Source organism: Pseudoalteromonas sp. Angola-30 (genome assembly GCF_028599215.1).
GTDB classification, from domain to species: Bacteria; Pseudomonadota; Gammaproteobacteria; order Enterobacterales; family Alteromonadaceae; genus Pseudoalteromonas; species Pseudoalteromonas atlantica.
On record NZ_JAQREI010000007.1, the window covers coordinates 180,832 to 200,741 of the forward strand.

12 protein-coding genes are annotated in these 19,910 nt (G+C 41.1%); 5 read left to right on the forward strand and 7 right to left on the reverse strand.

Going from position 1 to position 19,910, the window contains the following annotated elements; translation table 11 throughout:
- Positions 1–246 precede the first annotated feature (246 nt).
- The 3 genes from PSH54_RS11450 (at position 247) to asd (ending at position 6,168) form a co-directional block, all read left to right on the forward strand.
- Positions 247–1,848, forward strand: coding sequence for a hypothetical protein (locus PSH54_RS11450; protein ID WP_273606184.1), 1,602 nt, complete (start codon positions 247–249; stop codon positions 1,846–1,848).
- Positions 1,849–1,943: 95 nt separating this feature from the next.
- Positions 1,944–4,661: a TonB-dependent receptor plug domain-containing protein gene (locus PSH54_RS11455; RefSeq protein ID WP_004586338.1), complete on the forward strand. Its 2,718-nt coding sequence runs from the start codon at positions 1,944–1,946 to the stop codon at positions 4,659–4,661.
- Positions 4,662–5,028: 367 nt separating this feature from the next.
- The gene (gene asd / locus PSH54_RS11460; RefSeq protein WP_039972138.1) at positions 5,029–6,168 is read left to right on the forward strand and encodes an aspartate-semialdehyde dehydrogenase; all 1,140 of its coding nucleotides are present in this window, start codon (positions 5,029–5,031) and stop codon (positions 6,166–6,168) included.
- A 685-nt stretch (positions 6,169–6,853) separates the two neighbouring features.
- On the opposite strand, the gene PSH54_RS11465 is transcribed toward asd, so the two are convergent.
- The gene (locus tag PSH54_RS11465) at positions 6,854–10,003 is read right to left on the reverse strand and encodes an efflux RND transporter permease subunit (protein ID WP_055255739.1); all 3,150 of its coding nucleotides are present in this window, start codon (positions 10,001–10,003) and stop codon (positions 6,854–6,856) included.
- The gene (locus PSH54_RS11470; protein ID WP_154945952.1) at positions 10,000–11,181 is read right to left on the reverse strand and encodes an efflux RND transporter periplasmic adaptor subunit; all 1,182 of its coding nucleotides are present in this window, start codon (positions 11,179–11,181) and stop codon (positions 10,000–10,002) included. Before PSH54_RS11470 ends, PSH54_RS11465 begins: the two co-directional genes overlap by 4 nt.
- Before the next feature lie 169 nt (positions 11,182–11,350).
- Between PSH54_RS11470 and PSH54_RS11475 the strand changes: the two genes are divergently transcribed.
- Positions 11,351–11,614 carry a YkgJ family cysteine cluster protein gene (locus tag PSH54_RS11475; RefSeq protein WP_029774574.1) on the forward strand — a complete coding sequence of 88 codons (264 nt, stop codon included), beginning with the start codon at positions 11,351–11,353 and terminating at the stop codon, positions 11,612–11,614.
- 899 nt (positions 11,615–12,513) lie between these two features.
- On the opposite strand, the gene PSH54_RS11480 is transcribed toward PSH54_RS11475, so the two are convergent.
- On the reverse strand, positions 12,514–14,367 hold the full coding sequence (locus PSH54_RS11480) for a TonB-dependent receptor plug domain-containing protein (RefSeq protein WP_273606185.1): 1,854 nt from the start codon (positions 14,365–14,367) through the stop codon (positions 12,514–12,516).
- 177 nt (positions 14,368–14,544) lie between these two features.
- Here PSH54_RS11480 and PSH54_RS11485 point away from each other — a divergent pair, with 177 nt between their 5' ends.
- Positions 14,545–15,036: a peptide-methionine (S)-S-oxide reductase gene (locus tag PSH54_RS11485; RefSeq protein WP_273606186.1), complete on the forward strand. Its 492-nt coding sequence runs from the start codon at positions 14,545–14,547 to the stop codon at positions 15,034–15,036.
- Positions 15,037–15,056: 20 nt separating this feature from the next.
- Here PSH54_RS11485 and PSH54_RS11490 read toward each other — a convergent pair whose 3' ends face one another.
- The 4 genes from PSH54_RS11490 to PSH54_RS11505 all read right to left on the reverse strand — a co-directional run bounded on the left by PSH54_RS11490 (position 15,057) and on the right by PSH54_RS11505 (position 19,908).
- On the reverse strand, positions 15,057–15,860 hold the full coding sequence (locus PSH54_RS11490; protein WP_273606187.1) for a methionine sulfoxide reductase: 804 nt from the start codon (positions 15,858–15,860) through the stop codon (positions 15,057–15,059).
- Between the two features lie 65 nt (positions 15,861–15,925).
- Positions 15,926–16,477, reverse strand: a complete 552-nt coding sequence (locus tag PSH54_RS11495; RefSeq protein ID WP_004587699.1) for a DUF4136 domain-containing protein — start codon at positions 16,475–16,477, stop codon at positions 15,926–15,928.
- Positions 16,478–16,585: 108 nt separating this feature from the next.
- Positions 16,586–19,363, reverse strand: a complete 2,778-nt coding sequence (locus PSH54_RS11500; protein ID WP_273606188.1) for an ATPase — start codon at positions 19,361–19,363, stop codon at positions 16,586–16,588.
- Positions 19,360–19,908 (reverse strand): condensin complex protein MksE, encoded by a 549-nt coding sequence (locus PSH54_RS11505; RefSeq protein WP_273606189.1) that lies wholly within the window; start codon positions 19,906–19,908, stop codon positions 19,360–19,362. Before PSH54_RS11505 ends, PSH54_RS11500 begins: the two co-directional genes overlap by 4 nt.
- Between the last annotated feature and the right edge of the window lie 2 nt (positions 19,909–19,910).

A 19,910-nucleotide genomic window follows, 5' to 3' on the forward strand; every position in this document is an offset into this window, starting at 1 on the left:
CGCAACACCAAAACCGCCTTAGGGCGGTTTTTTTCGTTGTTAAAATAATTAAGTTGTTGAATTTAAATTAATTACCATTGTCATCTTATGGTTACTAAACTGTAACTGGTTTGTCATATCTCTACAGTATCTTATTTGCATCCGATAACTCAGGTCACCTTAATGCATGAGTATCGTGCCTTAAAGTGACTTAAGTTTTTACTTAATGCACTAACAAAATAATTAAATACTTTAACGGAGTGAACAATGAAATTATCTGATTTATTTAAGGTCAGCCTAGTAGCAACTGCAATGACACTAGCTGGCTGTGGCGGCGATATCGAAATTACACCTACTGTAAACGATAACAGCTCGTCAACAGATAACAGTGTTAATAATTCAAACAATACAACTGGTTCAACAACTGAAGAAGAAGCTGTTTGTGCAAGCTACGAATCAGATGCAGGTACGGTAACAGGCGTAGTAAGTGGCATTGATTGTTTATACAACGACTCGTTTGCAAGCAAAACAATTTCTATCACAAGTAACATTACTTTCGCTGAGCTACCTGATGGCGGTGTTCACGTTTTTGAAGATGCATTACAAATTGGCGAAGATGGCAGCACTGTAGATGGCTTTGAAGTACCAGCAAATGGTCCAACAATGACCGTTGAACCAGGTGCCGTTTTAGCATTTGGCTCAGGTGAAGCAATTGTACGTATTGCACGTGGTGCAAAAATTCAAGCGGTAGGTACTGAAGAAAAGCCGGTTGTATTTACTTCTGCAAACGCGTTTGACCGTTTTGATACAGCAGGCGAAGGCGCTCGCTACGCAGATTGGGGCGGTATCATCATTAATGGTAACGGCATTACTGACCAATGTACTGATGCAGAGCGTGACGGTGGTACGTGTAACGTAGCCTCTGAAGGTATTACAAGCTACTTTGGTGGTAACGATAATGCAGACTCTAGCGGTAATATTAAATGGGCTAAAATTTGGTACGCAGGTTCAGGCCCTCGCGTTGGTGGTGAAGGCGATGATTTGAATTCACTAACACTAAATGCAGTTGGCTCTGGTTCTGAGTTTGATTACCTACACATTCACCAAGGTTTTGATGACGGTATTGAAATTTTTGGTGGTGCTACAACGCTTAAACACGTAGCGGTAACAGATACTCAAGATGATTCGTTTGACTTTGACGCAGGTTGGCAAGGTAAAGCTCAGTACTTATTTATTCAACACGGTACTGTGACACTAAATGACGGCACTGTTGTTAACATGGGTAACAATGGCTTTGAGTCTGATGGTGTTAAAGGTTCTTCTACCGAGCAAGTGTCTCCATCTAACCCAACGGTTGCCAATGTAACGGTTGTAACTACAGATGGTAACTCGGTACGTGATGACGACCCTTCACAAGCTTACAAGTTTGATGACCAATTTAATTCAAGCATTTACAACACTGTTATCGTTAAGCAAAACGCAACTAACACGGAATGTATTGAGTTCTCAGGCGACGGTGAAGCACAAGCAGATAAAATCTCATTCACAAGCTCTGTAATGGCGTGTTCTGCAAACTTTACTGATACAGATACGTTTGCAAGCGGCCCATTAGAAGGTCAAACAAAAACAGCGTGGTTTGAAAATGACGGTGCTAACCAAATCTTAACTGATGATGTTGCAGTACTTGCAGATAACGGTTTTGCAACGAACACAGCAGCTGCAGAAGTAACGGTTACTGCAACAGATTTAAGCACAAGCGATTCATTTTTTGAAAGCGTAAACTACATTGGTGCGGTATCGGATCAGGATACAGACTCTAGCTGGTATAAATGGGTTGAAGCGGCTGTTACAGCAGCAAATGCTGACTAAATAGCACACCATTATAACCTCTGATTAAAGGCGCCTTGTGGCTTGTTATTTAAGCGTCAGGCGCCTCTTTTGTATAACCTGATTAGGATTATCTCATGTCTAAAAAGCATAGACTCAATCAAATTACCTGGGCAATTGGTTTAGGTTTAGTCGCTCATTCGACTAGCTTAATTGCTGCACAAGCCGATGAACAGTTAACAAACGAACAAGAAATAGAAGAAGTTGTTGCTGTAGGTACGCGTTTACAAGGGAGCGCTGCGGCAGTTGTAGAAGAACGTAAAAACCAAGCCTTTGTTGCCGATATTTTAGGCTCTGAACAATTATCACGCACGGGCGACAGCGATGCAGCATCTGCGCTTCGTCGAGTAACAGGCTTAACGCTTGTTGATGGTAAGTTTATTTACGTTAGGGGCCTTGGTGAGCGTTACTCTAGTGCGCGTTTAAATGGCGCTTACATCCCAAGCCCAGATTTAACCCGTAACGTTATTCCGCTGGATATTTTCCCTGCAAGTATAATTGAAAGTATGGCTGTTCAAAAAGCTTACTCTCCAGACATGCCAGCAGCGTTTGGTGGCGGTAATATAGATATTAGAACTAAAACCGCACCGAGTGAATTTACAGCAGGCATTGAAGTGGGGGCAGGTTACGATACGGCATCAAGTGATGGCTTTACCTACAATCGTAACGAAAATGGCATTCCAAGTGAGTTATCACAAGCTATTTCAACATACCGTGGTGATTTTAGTATTGGCAATATTGTTAGTAGTGAAGGCTTTGAAGATGGCGATTTAACGCGTGCAGAGCAAGCAACTGCTGTTAATAACGCACTTTTAAAGTCGCTTCCTCGCGATTATGAGTTAAAAGAAGAGTCGTTAGACCCGCGTTATAATATTAAAGCCCACTATGGTGATAGTTTTGAAGAGAGCTATTTTGGCGGCAAGGTTGGGTTTTTACTGGCAGGTGCTTACAAAAACGAATGGGATTTTGAAGAACGTTTTAGCTCAGTTATCACCCAAGATTTAGAAAACGAAGAAGGCAATGTTGATTGTACAACGTCGTTAGCGACCAGTGAAGATGTGAGTAACTCGTGTTACAACACAGTCAAAAATTCGCAAGTGACCACTGAAACCGAAAGTTATAACGGTTCATTAAGCTTGTCATACCGTTTAGGTACGCACAGTATTTCTGCTCAACAGCTTTACATTATTGATAATGAAGATGAGTCTGAAATTGCTATTTCGCAAAGCCCTGCGGGTAGTTCTACGTTTAGTATTGCGGGTGATGGGATTGCAAACCGTAATCATGAGTTTAATTACGAAGAACGCCAATTAAACATTACTCAAGTTATGGGCCAACATACCTTTTTAGATTATTTTGGTATTGGTGCCGATTGGCAGTACACCGAAGCTAAAGCAACGACAGATATACCTACCAGTGCCGATTTTGAGTTTCGTGACACCTATAATAGTGATGGCAGCTATGCCGGCTCAACTATTACAGGGGATGATAACCGTGTAATTATGTCATACACCAATATGGAAGAGCGTGTTAAATCGTACGGTGGTAACTTAACGCTGCCGCTTAGCTTTGAGTCTATGGAAGTTGAGTTTAAAGTTGGTTACGATTTTTCTGACAGAGCCCGAATATTTAATACCTCAAGCTTTGCTATAAACAACAGTGGCGGCTCAGGTATTTCAATAAACGACGGTAGCACTGATGCGCTTAATAATAGTGGTTTTTTAACTGACGACTTTATTGATAATAACGCTGTGTTAGTTGACTTTAATGAGCCAACAGCCCCTGATGCCGATGATTACATTGCTGCGCAAAAGGTGGATGCAGGTTATGCGTCTTTCGATGTGTTTTATGATCAATGGATAAGAATAAGCGGTGGTATTCGTTATGAAGAATTTAAACAATCTTCTATCGGTACATCGAGCCTTATTTTTGATGAAGACGATTTAAATACCTTTTACGATCCAGATAAAATTCAAGCAGGCTCTGTTATTACCGATGATTGGTACCCGGCACTGTCTGTTACCTATGTAGGTGGCGATGATTACCAAGTGCGCTTAGGTTATGGTGAAACAGTAGTACGCCCTGATTTTCGTGAAGTAGTGCCTGTTACGTATTACGACCCTTTGACCGACATTAGAACCTTTGGTCGTACGGGGATTAAAAGTAGCCCAATTAAAAACTACGACTTACGTTATGAATATTATGGACAAGCTGGTAATTCATTTAGCGTAGCGGCGTTTTATAAAGATATTACAGCGCCAATTGAAACAGTTTTAAACATTGGTGATGAAGATTACTCAGCATCGTTTATAAATGGTGAAACAGCAGAAGTTTATGGTATTGAAGCTGAATGGCTACAAGACTTAACATTTGTAAGTGAAGGCCTATTTACTAGCGGTAATATCACATTAAGTGATTCTGAAGCGTCTATTGACCCAGCACTGGCGGGTACATTAACTAATCCTAAAAAACGTATGACTGGCCACTCTGAATACGTAGTTAATTTACAATTAAACTACGATTCGTTAGATGGCATGCACAGCAGTTCATTAGTTTATAACGTATTTGGTGAGCGAATTTTAGCAGCGGGTGTTGCTAATAGAGATGACGCGTATGAGCAACCATTTCACTCACTTGATTTAGTTTATACTTATTACCCTGATTTTAATTCTAAGATTAAGTTTAAAGTTAAAAACTTACTCGATGAAGATCAAGAGGTAACACAATCAGACATTATAGTGCGCTCAAAAGAGCAAGGTGTAACGTTTGATTTAAGTTACAGCTACGAGTTTTAATTTTCTTCCCAAGGAAGGGGGATATAATAAAACCTAACTACCGATTAGCCCTGTATTTAATACAGGGCTTTTTTATGACTATGAAAAATATTTAAGTTTCGCTTTATTCACTAGTTTTAGGGCGCTTGGGGTGTTAGGTTAGCTTTACACTAATCAACTTAAATAACTAGTCATTCTAGTGTGCTCAATAAAGCGCGAACGGCGTTATAAATTTTTGATGCAGAACAGCTACATATAAAAATTTATGGCTTGTTATCTCGCTATTAATTTGCCGCTATAAATGATTAATAACTTAATATGATTGGTTTTAATAAAAATTAATTCTCACGCAATGAATTTTAATTTTTAATGTATTAAGGCATCTTTTATGAATCAAACAGTGGAAAAAACAATGAAAAAAGTAGGATTGGTCGGTTGGCGTGGCATGGTTGGCTCTGTGTTATTAGAACGTATGCAACAGCAAAGTGATTTTGCACATATCGACACCACCTTTTTCACCACCTCACAAGCTGGGCAACTCGGCCCTGATATTGCTGGCGACGCAAAACCGTTATTAGATGCAAGTGATGTAAATGAACTTGCTAAAATGGATATTATTGTTACCTGTCAAGGTGGTGATTATACCAAAGCGGTTTACCCTAAATTACGTGAATCGGGTTGGGATGGTTACTGGATTGATGCAGCTTCTGCACTTCGTATGGTTGATGACAGCATTATTGTACTTGACCCTGTAAATAAAGATGTCATTGAACAAGGTTTAGAGCAAGGCGTAAAAACTTTTGTAGGTGGTAACTGTACCGTTTCGTTAATGCTACTTGCTTTAGGTGGTTTGTTTGAGCAAGACCTAATTGAGTGGGTAAGCCCAATGACTTACCAAGCGGCCTCTGGTGCCGGCGCTCGTAATATGAAAGAGCTTATAGCACAAATGGGCGCTATTCATTCAAGCGTTGCCGAGCAACTAGATAACCCAAGTTCAGCTATTTTAGAAATTGATAAAATAGTGAGCGAAAAAATGGCTTCAAGCGATTTACCACAAGACCAATTTGGCGTGCCGCTAGCCGGTAGCTTAATTCCTTGGATTGACGTACCAATGCCAAGTGGCCAGTCTAAAGAAGAGTGGAAAGCTCAGGTTGAAGCGAACAAAATTTTAGGCTCTTCTAAACAGCCTGTGCCAATTGATGGTTTATGTGTACGTATTGGTGCAATGCGTTGTCATAGCCAAGCGATGACCATTAAATTACGTGAAGACATTAGCGTAGAAAAAATTGAAGAAATTTTAGCTTCGCACAACGAGTGGGTTAAAGTTATCCCTAATGAGCGCGAAATTAGTGCAACTGACTTAACCCCAGTTAAAGTAACAGGTACGTTAAGTATTCCTGTTGGTCGTATTCGTAAATTAGCCATGGGTCCAAAATACATTAGCGCATTTACCGTGGGCGATCAGCTGTTATGGGGCGCTGCAGAGCCACTTCGTCGTATGCTTCGCATCATTGTAGACGGTGAATAATTTCTGCATTTAAAAGTGTATATTAAAAAGGGGTTAGCGTATTGCTAACCCCTTTTTTAGTTAGGGCGTGTTGACCTTAGCGGATTGAAATTTGTTCAATCTAGGGGCGATTAAATCGCGGCGCGAGGTTTGTAACCTAGTGGGCTCGATAACTGCTCCTGCGTTATTCTAATGACTTACATCCCTGTAAGAATAAGTAAAAACCGAGCAAAGCTTCCGCGTCCTGCTCACGCCCCTTACCTACATCCATGTAGGCAACAAAGAGTTTATCGCCCCTAGGCAGAACCCAAAGGGCAGCGTATGTTTGGCATTTATGCTACGTTATCGCCCATTTATGGGGAGTAACCACACTTCATAGGCTCTGCCTTGCCTAAAAACCAAACATACTGCTGCAAATTCAAACGCCAAAGGTCAACACGCACACGTTATTAGAACTAAGTGGAGTGCACTTAACTGACAAGCGGCTCAAAACCATTGCGGTGTAAGCTTAATCTAAGCAATAAAATTATAATGCGTTAGCGATGCTTTAAATTGAGGGCGCATAATACGCTGATATAATTAAAATAATTACCCATAATTTATTTGAAACACTTTATAAAAAGTATTAATAATGCAGCGCAATATTTAGGCAATAAAAAGCTCGGCGTATTAGGCCGAGCTTTAATGGTTGGGAGAGAAACTTTAATTATTTGGCAGTGGGTGTCGGTTGAATACTTATAGGTTGCGATTTACCAAGTAGCTTACGGGTAAGGCGCTTAGCGTCTTCTAGTGCTACGTATTGGCAAGGTATAAGTATTAAAGTAATTACCGTGGCAAATAGCACACCAAAGGCCAGCGATACCGCCATAGGAATAACTATTTTAGCCTGTAAGCTGGTTTCCATAATAATTGGCATTACCCCAATAAATGTAGTGATTGAGGTAAGCAATATAGCTCTAAAGCGCTTTGCACCGGCTTGCATAACGGCTTGTTTTACGGCCATGCCTTCTGCGCGTGCTTTATTTACAAAATCAACCATTACGAGGGAGTCGTTTACGACTATGCCCGCTACAGCAATGATGCCAAACATAGACAGCCCGCTCATAGTCATACCTAATATTACGTGACCAAACATTGCACCTACTACACCAAATGGAATAACCGACATAATAATAAGCGGCTGCGAGTAAGAGCGAAGCGGAATGGCCAATAAGGCAAATATAATCATCAGAGATATAGCAAAGTCGCGTAACTGCTCATCGGCGCTGTCCATTTCTTCTTGTACGCGTCCAGCCACATTACTTTTAACGCCTGGGTAGCTTTTAAGCAATGAAGGTAAATAGGTATCGCGAATTTCTTGTGCAATAGCAAACGGCTCAACTTGGTCAGTATTTACTGCTGCCCATACATTAACAGTACGGTTTGAGTTTTCGCGGCGAATACGGTTTACACCATCTACTAGCCTAACTTCGGCTACTTCGCTTAACGGTACTTCTGCGCCGGTTGGGGTAATAATACGCGCATTTTGAATGTTGCTAATTGAGTTACGCTCGCTTTCTGGGTAGCGAATCATTACTTTAATTTCTTCGCCTTCGCGTAAAATACGCTGTGCTTCTAACCCGTAGTAACTAAAGCTTACTTGCGATGCAACGTCGGCAAGTGTAAGTCCCATGCTGTAGGCCAGTGGTTTTAAATCAAGCTGTACTTCGTCGGTGGCACTTTGCAGTGAGTCGTTTACATCGCCTACACCTTCCATGCTTTGTAGTTTAGCTTTTAATTTACCAGCTACTTCTTTTAGCTCATCGGCATCTTTGCCTTGTAGCCTAAAGCTTACGTCGCCGTCATCACGTCCGCCGCTAAAAATATTATCTTGAATATTAAGCGTTTTAACACCTGGAAGCGGGGGCATTTGTTCGCGCCACAGGGTGCTTAATGCAAAGGTGTCGATAGGGCGCAAGTGTGGCTCTACTAAAATAGCCATAATGTTTGCTTGAGTACGCCCACGTAGGCTTACCGATAAATCGCGGATCATGCTTTGGCCGTATTGCTCTTCAAGCTCTTTATCTACTTTGAGTAATACATCTTCTATTTTACGGGCAGTTTCAAGGGTGGCTTGCTCCGAAGAGGCCAGGTTCATTTCAAGCGTAATACGCGGAAAATCATGCGGTATTTTAGGGTTAGGCACAAACTTAACTAAGCCGCCTGCAAACATACCTGCACTGACTATTAATATACATAAAAAGCCAATAATTACGGTATAACGATAATGTATACAATGACCTATAAAAGGCGTGTAATAGTTTTGTACAAAGTGTTTTAAGCCACTATCAACCACATTACGCAGTTTATGTAATGGGTTTTTAGGGTTAGGTTTACGTGGGTTCATGGCTGCAATATGCGCAGGTAATATTAGCTTTGATTCAATCAGCGAGAAAATCAAACACAATATAATAACCACACCAATGGCTTTAGAAAACGCAGCGCCTGGGCCCGATGCCATAGCTTGCGGTAAAAACGCCGCGATAGTGGTTAAAACACCAAAAGTGGCAGGCATTGCAACGCGCTTAACTCCGCGAATAACATTATCAAGGCTGTGGCCGTGTTTTTCTATTTCGGCACTGGCAGACTCACCCACGACTATGGCATCGTCGACCACAATGCCAAGTACAATAATAAAGGCAAATAACGACACCATGTTTATGGTGATGTCTAAAAAGCCAATTGGCATAAACAAAAAGGCACCTAAAAAAGACACCGGTAAGCCCATCATTACCCAAAAAGCTAAACGCAGCGGTAAAAACAGTGCCAGCACTATCATTACTAAAATACCGCCCCATACCATGTTGTCGATCATCATATCGAGTCGACCTTCAAGGTAGTAAGTTAAATCAACAATAGGCGAGAGCTTTACGCCTTGTGGAAGTTTCGATTGTTTTTCTGCCATGTAGCCTTTAAGAATTTTAGCTACATCGGTAATGTCTTGATCTTTTGAGGCATCTACTTCAAACGTGAGTGAGTTTTTACCGTTATATTTAGAGTAAAGTAAGCCTTCTTCAAAGCCATCATTAATCGTTGCTACATCGCCTAAGTTAATCTGTGCGCCATCGGCAAGCGTTATAAGCGGAAGCTTTGCAAATTCACCACCACGGTAGGCTTGTTTTTCAACACGCATTGAAATATAGCCAGTGTCAGAGCGAATTTGCCCTGCCGACATATTGGTAGAAAAATTTTGCACCGCACTTGAAACATCTCTAAAAGTTAGGCCATATTCACGTAGTTTATCAGGGCTTATCTCTATGCCTATTTCGTAATCTAGGCCACTGTAAAAATCGACTAAATTAACGCCAGGTAAGGCGAGTAGTTCATCTTTTATGTCGTTACCTAGCTCTTTAAGCTGGTAGTAACTCATGTCGCCATAAAGCGCGAGGATCATCACCTCTTGCTGAAATTTTTCTCGTTGAATAACGGGGCGCTCCATTCCTGCCGGAAAGGTATTGATAGAATCAACTTGCGCTTTTATTTCGTCTAGGGCTTCTTGTAGGTCGTATTTTTCTTCTATTTCTACCCACGCTTGCGCATAACCTCGGTTAGAGTAAGTGATTAAACGTTTTATACCCTCGGTACCCTCAAGGTTTTCTTCAATTTTTATGGTTATGCCTTCTTCAACCTCTTGCGGGGCTGCGCCTGGGTATACCGCTTGAATACTCACCCAGTTACTTTCAAACTGCGGGAATGCTTGTTTACGAATTGTCAGCGCTGTTAAAAGCCCGCCAATAAGTATAAAAATCATGATGAGGTTTGCCGCCACTGGGTTACGTGCAAACCATGCAATTAAGCCTTTTTCTGAGGTACTCATGGTGTATCCTCTTTAAGTGCTAATTGAGTCACATCGCTTTTAGGCTCAGTGCCTTCCAGCTTAACCGCCATGCCTTCTGTTGGGTATTCAAGGGCAGAGGTAATAAGTTGCTCGCCACTGTTTAAGCCTTGGTTTGCAATCACCATACCGTTTTGTTCACGTACAATATTAAGCGTTTTAAAACTCAGGGTGTGATCGTCGTTTAAAATAGCAATTTTGTTATTTTTAACTAAATGGTGTGGCACTATAATCGCGTTATCAAGCGCGCGGCCTTTTATGGTGGCATTTATATAAGAGCCAAAACGCAGTGGTTTGGTGTTATCAGCGTACGGAGTTGGTAACTGAGCAACTAAATAGCTCATACGGCTGGTTTGATCTACCACACCTTCACTTCGTACAACCTTGGCTTGCCAGGTTGTTTGCTTGCCGGCAAATTCAGCGTTAAGCGTAACCAATGCGCCAATACCGCCGTTATCTAAGTATTGCAGCTCTTTATCTGCAACCGGTAAACGTACCTCTGCAACTGAGGTAGCGCTTAGCTCGCCAAACTTGCTACCCGCACTAACCACTGAGCCTAAGCTAATGGTGCGTTGGTTTATTATAGCGTCGTAAGGGGCTTTGATGTACGTGCGTTCTAAATTACGTTTAGTGCGTTTTACACGGGCTTGGGCAGAGCGAAAGTTTGCCATTTTTTCTGCAAGTTGTGGTTTACGTAAATAAAGCTCCGATGCAATTGCATCGCTTGAGTCTGATTTAATACGTTCCCATTCGGCTTTAGCTACGTGAGCTTGCGCGCGTTCTATTTCAAGCGCTGAACTTGCTTGGGCAAGGCCTGCTTCGGCCTCAATTAAATCGGCCTCGTAATCATTTGGATCAATTCGTGCTAAAATATCGCCTTGCTTAACAAACGCGCCTTCAACAAATTGTTCGGCTACTGAAATAACTTGCCCGCTTACTTGTGCAACCAGTTCTGTACGGTCTTTAGGTTTTACTACGCCGTACGATTTAACATCGAGCGTTATTGCATCAATGTTTACGTTTTGCGCAGCGACAAGTGGGCGAGTGTCTTGCTCTGGTTTTTCTTCTGGTGGCGTTTTCATGGCTGAAAGGCCAAAAGCGAGTGCAATCCCGGCTGCTAAAACCGCGACTGGTAATAAAATTTGTTTTTTAGTAGCCACAAGGCATTCCTTCATATATTTGGTGACAAGGCAATAATACGCAATAAAGTGTTTACAAGGCGTTTTAAGATGTAACAAAGCATTACATATGTGTATTACAGATAAATAATGGGCTAGGCAGGGTGTAAATTTAAATACAAAGGCCTGGCTTTAACTAACAGAGGTATTTATGAAAACAGAGCCTATGGCATGTCGCTTAGGCTGCGGCGCATGTTGCATTGCCCCAAGTATTAGCTCGCCAATCCCCGGTATGCCAAACGGTAAAAAAGCCGGAGAGCGTTGTATTCAGCTTGATGAGAACAATTTATGTAAACTATTTGGCGATGAAAGCCGCCCTAAAGTATGTAGCGATTTTAGCGCCACGCGCGATGTATGTGGGTCAACTAATGCAGAGGCTCTAGCGCTTATTACCGAACTTGAGCAGTTAACCTAGCTTACGGTGTTAATACACATATATTTACATTTATCTATTACTGCGTAATTTTTTTAAGTAATTAAAAGCTGCGCTGTTCACGCGAGCAAGCTCTGCGTCTACCGCAAATGTGTAGATATATGGTTGTTTTGTAGACGTAAAGCTTGCTTACGTGACAAGCGAAGCCTGTAAAAGTGATTTATTCACAAAGAGGGCAAGAGGCGCTGCGCTTTTAGAGGAAGAGGTTAACTTTAAGCAATAGTTGGTTTGTGTTTTCTCATTTACTCCTCATTCGCTTCTCTTTGTGCAACTTTTTAGCTTTGCTTTATATAAAAACGTGCTGCTTTTGCTGGCTTAAGGCCATAAAGTGAATAACTCACAAAGAGGGGAAGAGGCGCGGTGCTTTTAGAGGAAGAGATTAACTTTAAGCAGTAGTTGGCTTTTGTTTTCTCATTTACTGCTTATTCGCTTCTCTTTGTGCAACTTTTTAGCTTTGCTTTATATAAAAACGCGCTGCTTTTGCTGGCTTAAGGCCATAAAGTGAATAACTCACAAAGAGGGGAAGAGGCGCTGCGCTTTTAGAGGAAGAGATTAACTTTAAGCAATAGTTGGTTTGTGTTTTCTCATTTACGACTCATTCGCTTCTCTTTGTGCAACTTTTTAGCTTTGCTTTATATAAAAACGCGCTGCTTTTACTGGCTTAAGGCCATAAAGTGAGTAACTCACAAAGAGGGCAAGAGGCGCTGCGCTTTTAGAGGAAGAGATTAACTTTAAGCAGTAGTTGGTTTGTGTTTTCCCATTTACTCCTCATTCGCTTCTCTTTGTGCAATATTTTTTGCATAAAAACTATGCTTTTGTATCAATAAACACAGCGTCTACAAATCAAAGTATAAATTGAGTTTGTAAACGCCGCTTTAATTTTACCAACTATACGTTGCGCTTAATGTATATTGTTCACCACGCCCTGGTGTACCAGGTATTTCTTCAAACGACTCATCCCATAAGTTGTCAGCCGCTAAAGTAATAAATAAATTGCTTAACTGAGGCGGGGTTATTTTAAGCGTGAGTTGGGTAAATAACGCGTTGTCATTGCCGTTTCTAAGTGCATTTTTGTGTTGTGTACGCCATTCGTTATCTATTCTAAATTCTAAAATATCAGTTGGGTTATACACAGCGCCAAGTGTTAAACGGTGATCGGGGAAGTTTAACGCGTAAAAACTGGCATCAATATCGGCTGCGCCGTAGTTCTCTGATTTATGTAAATAGGTGTAGCTAGCAATAAGTTTTGCTGTATCAAAGTGCTTAGTCGCTAAAAATTCAACCCCTGCAGTATCAATATCAACGGGGTTTGCAAAGCGCGCCGAGGTAGAGTCAAAATTAAAGGTCCAATCGGTTAAGTTATTATCTTTTCGATAAAAAATAGACGAGTTTAACTGCCAACTTTGCTCTTCAAGTAATAAACCTAGCTCTAAGTTTGAAGTAGTTTCGCGCTCAAGGTTGTAGTTACTTCTAAATAACCCGCCAGAATCGCTGCCGCCAATAGCTGTATAGCCTGCAACTTGGCTCGCCTGCGCGTACGATAAATAAACACTTTGCGCTGTGCCGTCATTATTTTGGGTATTTAAGGTTATATCACCAATGGCAGATACCTCAGCATCATCACGGTTTGTATCGTCATACGCAGCCCCTAAACGAAATATAAGCTGTTGGTTAGCTTTTAGCGCCATAGTGTATTGAGGCAATACGCTCAGCTTATAATATTTTCGTGAGGTAAAATTGTTTTCAAGTGTGGTTGATTCAATCGAGTCATCAATAAATTGTGCTGAGTAATTAATTGCAAACGCATTGCTTTGTGCATGGCGGCCCGAAAGAGCAAGCGATTTAACTTCACTTTTATGAAACGCTTCAAATGCACTTGGGTTTTCGCGCGAGTAAATATAGTGATCGTCATGGGTGCGGTAATACGCCGATACTTCAAAATTACTGTTTTTAGCGTAGTTTTGTTTGTGATTAAGCATCCAAAGGCGGGTTTCTAAATCTTCAGTTTCGTTAACGCCAAAGGGAGTGTATAAATTGGGCCAGCCAAAAAACTTATCTTGCGAGCCATAAAATAAATCGGTTTGGCTATTCTCACTTGCCAATTGCACGCGAGCTGAGGCGCGCGAAAAGTCATGGTCACCATTATCAATAGTGCCATCACTTTGCGAGTGAGAATATTCACCTTCAAAACCTAAGGTATAGCCAGCTAAGCTATCAAGTTGTGTGTTTTTAGCAGCATGAATGCTTTGAAGATTAAAGTCGTTCGTACCAGTACCAAGCGATACACTACCGCCAGTAATAATCGGTTTCCAACCAAACGAAACCGTACCTACAGAGCTGTTCATACCGTACAGTGCGTTATCGGCACCGGTTAGAACTGCTGGGCCGCTTAGCATTTGCGGTGCAATGGGAATTTCAGCAAAATAATGACCAGATTGCGGGTCAAGCAGGGTAGCACTGCCTATTCTAAAGCCGGTGTTTTCAAAAATACCGCCACGAATAGTTACATCAGCTTGCGCCTCAGCCATATTGCGCGATTGAAGATCTACACGCGGATCGTATTCTAAATTAGAAATAGGCGAGTCAAATGTACCTACAGGCAGTTTATTCGCAGTAGGCGAAGCCTCCACTGTTATTTGCTCGATTGAAGACTCATCAGATAACGTATTAGCATAAGCAAATGGAGTAACGCTGCATAATAGTGCAGGCAATATAATGTGTGGTGTGCGGTTCATGTGTTTCTCGTCGTTTTTTTATTTGTAGCTGCGGTTACAATTAATTTCAAAGCTCATATTTGAGCATGATAAAATAGCCAAATGTAACAGCAGTAATTTTGTGCGCGATTGTACATTAATTTGTTAATATCTGCATTTGATAACCATTCACACTTTTCTCATTAGGTAACATTTATAATGGATATTAAAGAACACAATACTATTTACTTTGCTGGTGGGTGCCTATGGGGCGTACAAGAGTTTATGAAGCATTTGCCAGGTGTTGTTAGCACACAGGCAGGGCGCGCTAATGGTTTAAGTAAAACTACAGATGGCGAATACGATGGTTACGCAGAATGCGTAAAGGTAATTTTTGACCTAAACGCCGTTAGCCTAAATAAGCTGTTTGACTACTTTTTTGAAATTATTGACCCATACAGCATTAATAAACAAGGGGATGACGTAGGCCCTAAATACCGCACTGCCATTTACAGTAAACACCAAACCCATTTAGACGCAGCAAACAACTATATCAAAAAGCGCAGCGATGCCGATAAAATTGCTGTACAGGTAGAGCCGCTAACTAATTACGTACCAAGCGATCCTGAGCATCAAGACCGTTTAACCAACCACCCAAATGACTATTGCCATATACCTTTTGAGTTATTGTATAAGTATAAATTGTCATAGAGTTATACTTAGATTACAGGTTACTCAGGCCTTTCAAAGCGATACAATTTAAACGAGCCAGTTTGAAGAGTTGTACCTTTGTGGTTTGAATACATATAGCCTTTGAGTTCTCGGTTGTCTTTATGAATAATTAGCTTATTTGCGAAGAGTGGATTGCTGGTCGTGATTTCCAGTACGTTGTCTATTTCTTGAATATCTTGTGGCATAAAAGTGGTGCTGATTATGTCATTGGTTCCACTTGCAAAATAGGTGAAATATGACTCTTTATTTGGGTGAAATTCAATACTTACGAGTTTTTGATTGCCGTCTAAATTTAATAATCCTACCCAAAAGCCATATAAGCCAGACTTTTCTATAGTTGCTAACTCATCTATTTTAGAGCGGTATTTATCTATAAACGTATGGACGGTAGATTGCCCTACTTGTTTTTCCAATCGGTATGTTTTTGACATGACAAAATCATCTTCTGCATTAGAGTAAATTTCTAACACCTCAAATGAATTATCTAAAAAACGGCTTAAAATTAATGTAAATTGCAGATGTTCTTTGTTAGGACTAATGAGTGTAATAGTGCAATTAAGGCGACTGCATTTAATATCGTTATTATTAAAAGCAATTGATTTATTTCTATAAAATGCATTGGCAATGCTTGCAATGATTAAACGGTGTTCTCCGTTTTCTTTTATTTCCAGTACATTGTATTCAAAATTATTTTTGTAAATGCCTTGCCATAAACCCGGTGTTAATTTTAAATTTTCCGCATGTGCGGGGAGCGAAGCAAAAAAGACGAACAGAGTGACTGTAAAATATTTTAAAAATGCCAAGGTATGAGTCCTTTATTAACAAAAAAGCTCACATTTTGTGAGCTTTTTAAAAACTAACTTTAAACTTACTGCTGCTTTTGCGGCGGAAAGTTGCTTAAAATATTAGCGACTGTTTCTTTAATTGATGCTTCGCGTTGCTCAGGCGATTGTTTTTTCTTTAAACGGCCTTCTTTTGCGCCGCGCCATACAAGTTGGTTTGATTCGCGGTCAATAATATCAATCACTAACGTACCCACTTCGTATTCGCGGGCGCTAATGTCGCGTTGAAAACCCGTACCCCAGTATCCCCAACGTGCGCCGTAGCCTACGTTAAAGCTGTCTACTTCTAGCTCTTTATCTACCGATGCATGGTAGTTAACTAGTACGTCAGCTTGGGCTGGGTCTACTAAGCTCATACCTAATGTTTGGCTAAGTTCTTTATTAACGGCAGTACGTACACGTTTTTCCATTAAGCCGTTAATTTGGTAGTTTGTGGTGTCTTTGGTTAGGCTCGCGTTTTCTACCCAAGCAAATGTTTTAAAATTACTAAAGTTGGCTGATTTGTCGTAATCCCAGTCTGGGGTTTGCGTACAGGCTGTAAGTAATGTCAGCGCTGCAACAATAAGTATATTTTTCATTACCTTTGCTCCAATAAAATGCGTTAATTTAAAATAACACACATCGTTTAAATGTGTATTAGTTTAACATCCCATATTTTAGTTTAGTTGGTTTGCCTTAACGGCCAATTAATTGTGTTCAACTTCAATCCAGTCTTTTTCGTCTACCCAGTTTTGGGCGCCATCTTTTACTAAACGAATAGGTACAATGTAATCACAGCTTACCTGCGGCTTAACCGAGGCAAAAATTGGCACAAAGCCAAAGCTTAGTGCCGTTTCTATGATTGCTTTTTGGTTTTGCGGATCAATGTCGGCCGCTTCATCAATATAAATAGGTATACGGTAAAGGTTTTGTTCCTGATCGCTTAATAAGTAACGAATAAACAACATGCCACATAATAACTTAATAGTAATACGGGTCCCGTTTGAGCCAGCTGAATCGATTTTTTCAAAGTGCTCGGTTTCACCTGCGCGGTTAACCACTTCAAAACGAATATCAAATAAGTCAGTTAATGTAAGGCCTGCTTTGTCGGAGGCAAGTTTTATTAGGTGATCTTTTGCTTCGTTTACCGCGCTTTCGCTGTAAGGTTCTTGGCTTAATAAATCAAGGGTGTCGCCTTGTTCAAACTGATGCGACGTGCTGATAATGGTATCAATACTATCAACCAGCATTTTGCGCGGTATTACGTTAATTTTAAACGCTTGAAGGTTAGAAATACGGTGCTGGCTTATGCCTTTATTAAAGCTGTTCATTTCGCGGCGAAGTCGGTCTAAGTCTTCACGCAAGCCTTTAATTGTGGCGGCTACTTCGGTTAGGGCTACTCGGCCTTGGCGCTCAACGGCATCGCGTTCGTTATCAAGGTTATGGAATGCGCTAATCAACTTTTGGTATTTAGTAAATTCGTCGTTTTCGTTATCGAACTTAGTAATACCCGCGTTATATACATGCAAATAGGTATTACGTACGTTTATGTCAAAGTTGCGCAGCTCTTGGCAGTCTTTATTAAAGTGATGTACTAAGTCGCTTAAGTTATCAAAGTCGACTGTTATATCAATCATATACGGGGTTACTTTACCGCTGTATAAATCAAGCGTGTGGTCAATTCGCTCGCTTTTAACTTGGCGTAGGCGCTCGGTTTGGCGATTAATTTGCTCTTGCTTAGATTTAATTAACGAGCGCCTGTCTGCAATTGAGCCACTATTTTTTTGAATGTCTTGTAGGTAGTCGTCAACTTGTTCGCGCTCTGCTAATAACTGCTCTTTTAGCATGGATTGCGCTTCTACCGATTGCTGCATTACCTCAAATTGCTCTAAGCGTTTTAGGGCGCTCTCTGCGCTCATTAGCTCATCGTAAAGTGCATCTTTTTCTTTTTGTTTATCGGCCACGTTAGCGGCTACTTCGCGCTGTTGTTTAAACTCTTTTAACGAGCGTTCCAGCGCGTCTAGCTGAGCGCTAAGCTGGGCTTTGTTTTCGCCGCTTTGCATTTGCACTGGGGAAAGTTTTTTAAGCTTAATGCTTGCCCCTGGCAGGGTTAGTACACCGCCTTTAACGTTTTCGCTTAATAGCGATAAAAATTCCCCAAAGGCGTCTTCATCATCAATGGTTATATCGCCATTGCTGGTGGTGGCAAACGAGAGTATATCGGGGTTTAAAATGCGCGATATTTCTTCTACTTCTTTAAGCGATAGGTCTTCGCGCATTCGGGTAAACAAATTAAACTCAAGGTTTTTAAGCTGCAGTTTTAAGCTTTTAATTTGTTTTTGCGTTTCGCTAATGCGGTAATCAAGCGTGTGCAGGCTTTGCCCTTGTGCGCTGGTAATAGAGTGCGAAAGTGACTCGTAGTCTTGCTTAAGTTGGCCAAGGTTGGTTTTAAGGGTGGCTTTATTTACCAGTTCAAATTCGCTTTTAAGAGCGCTGTAATCTAAAAACCATTGCTCAATTTGGGTTTGCCTGCGTTCTATATCGCGCGATTGCTGTACGTATAAGCTTTGCTTTTGCTCAAACTCGTGTTTTTCGTGCTCTATGTCTTCAAGGGCAATGGCTAGTTCGCTTAGTTGCTCTTCTTGGTAGGTATCAAAGTCTATTAATGCTTGATCAATTTTAGGCGCGTAGGCCGCTAACTTACCTTTAAGCACGGTTTGGTTTTCAAGCATTGATTCAAGCGCTGTTATTGGCTCTTGCATTGATTCAAGCGCTTTTAATTCGCGTTTAGCGCGATTTACTTTATCAAACGAGCGACGCCATACCTCGTAAAAGTCCACTTTAGAGTTAGACATATGGCGTTCAAACACACGTAGCATAAAGCGTTTAACATCGCTTGCACCCAATTTGTGTAAGTTAAGAATACGCCTAAAAATTTCTTTATAAATGGCGGAGTCTTGCACGTTATTTAGCGGGATCATTTTTAAATTAATGTCGCCGTCAAAAGGGGTTGCGCCGCCGGTAAGCAGGGCGTTTAGCTCTTGTGCTTTAAGCTCTATAGGGTTGTAACCTTGCGTTTTTAAATGATTAAACAGCTTGGTAAACTTAATAATGGTATTACCTTGCGTGTACTGCGCTAAATCAAGTTTGCCTTGATAACAAAAGTACTGGTGCGCGTAACCGGCTATTTTACCAAGGCCTGCTACACCAATAACCACCGAGCCATGGGGGAGGTTGGCTTCGAGCAAAATGTACGACTGATCCGATGAAAAATAAAATTTACGGGTTTCATCTAAATCGTGCCCGTCCCATTCGGTTAGGCGCAAATCATTTATTAGCGGAAATTGCAGGGCGTTTATAACCGAGCTTTTACCGGTATTGTTTGGTGCACAAATAGAGCTGCTTTTATCAAGCGGAATAACACACTTTGCATAACCTGCGGTATTAAGTAGGGCGAGTTTACTTAGTCCGTATAAGTTTTTCATTGCTCGTCCTCTGTAATGTAGGTTTCTTCGTTTACTTCCATAAGTGCATCAATATAGCGGTGAATAGGCGCTTGTAGGATAAAGCCGCCTTCTACTTCGCGGGCAAGGCCTAAACGTACCATGCGCAGGTATACGTCTTTTCGTAAATCTGAGCCCGAAAATATCTCAAGCTGATCAAACAAGTGTTTATTAATTTGCACTAAGGTTTGCATCAGTTCTAAATCGTTTACTTCATCAAATAGGGCACGCATTGGGTCTTTACCCGTATTGGCAAAGTGCTCAATTAAAATGTAAATAGTCAGTGCAATAGCACGGGATATTTTACCCATGTTTGGCGTGCTTTCGTCGCTGGCAAAGTAGTAAAAGCCGCGGCTGTCGTGTTTTAAATCGTGGCCAAGGGCGCTAAATAAGGCGCTATAAGATTCTATGTGCTGGTCAAGCTCTTGCCACATTACGTTGTCTTGTTCGCAAATATGGTAACCCGCACCTAATTTTTTATTAATGGCTTGTAGGTGCGTAAGCTCGTCTAAGTTTATATGTGTCATGT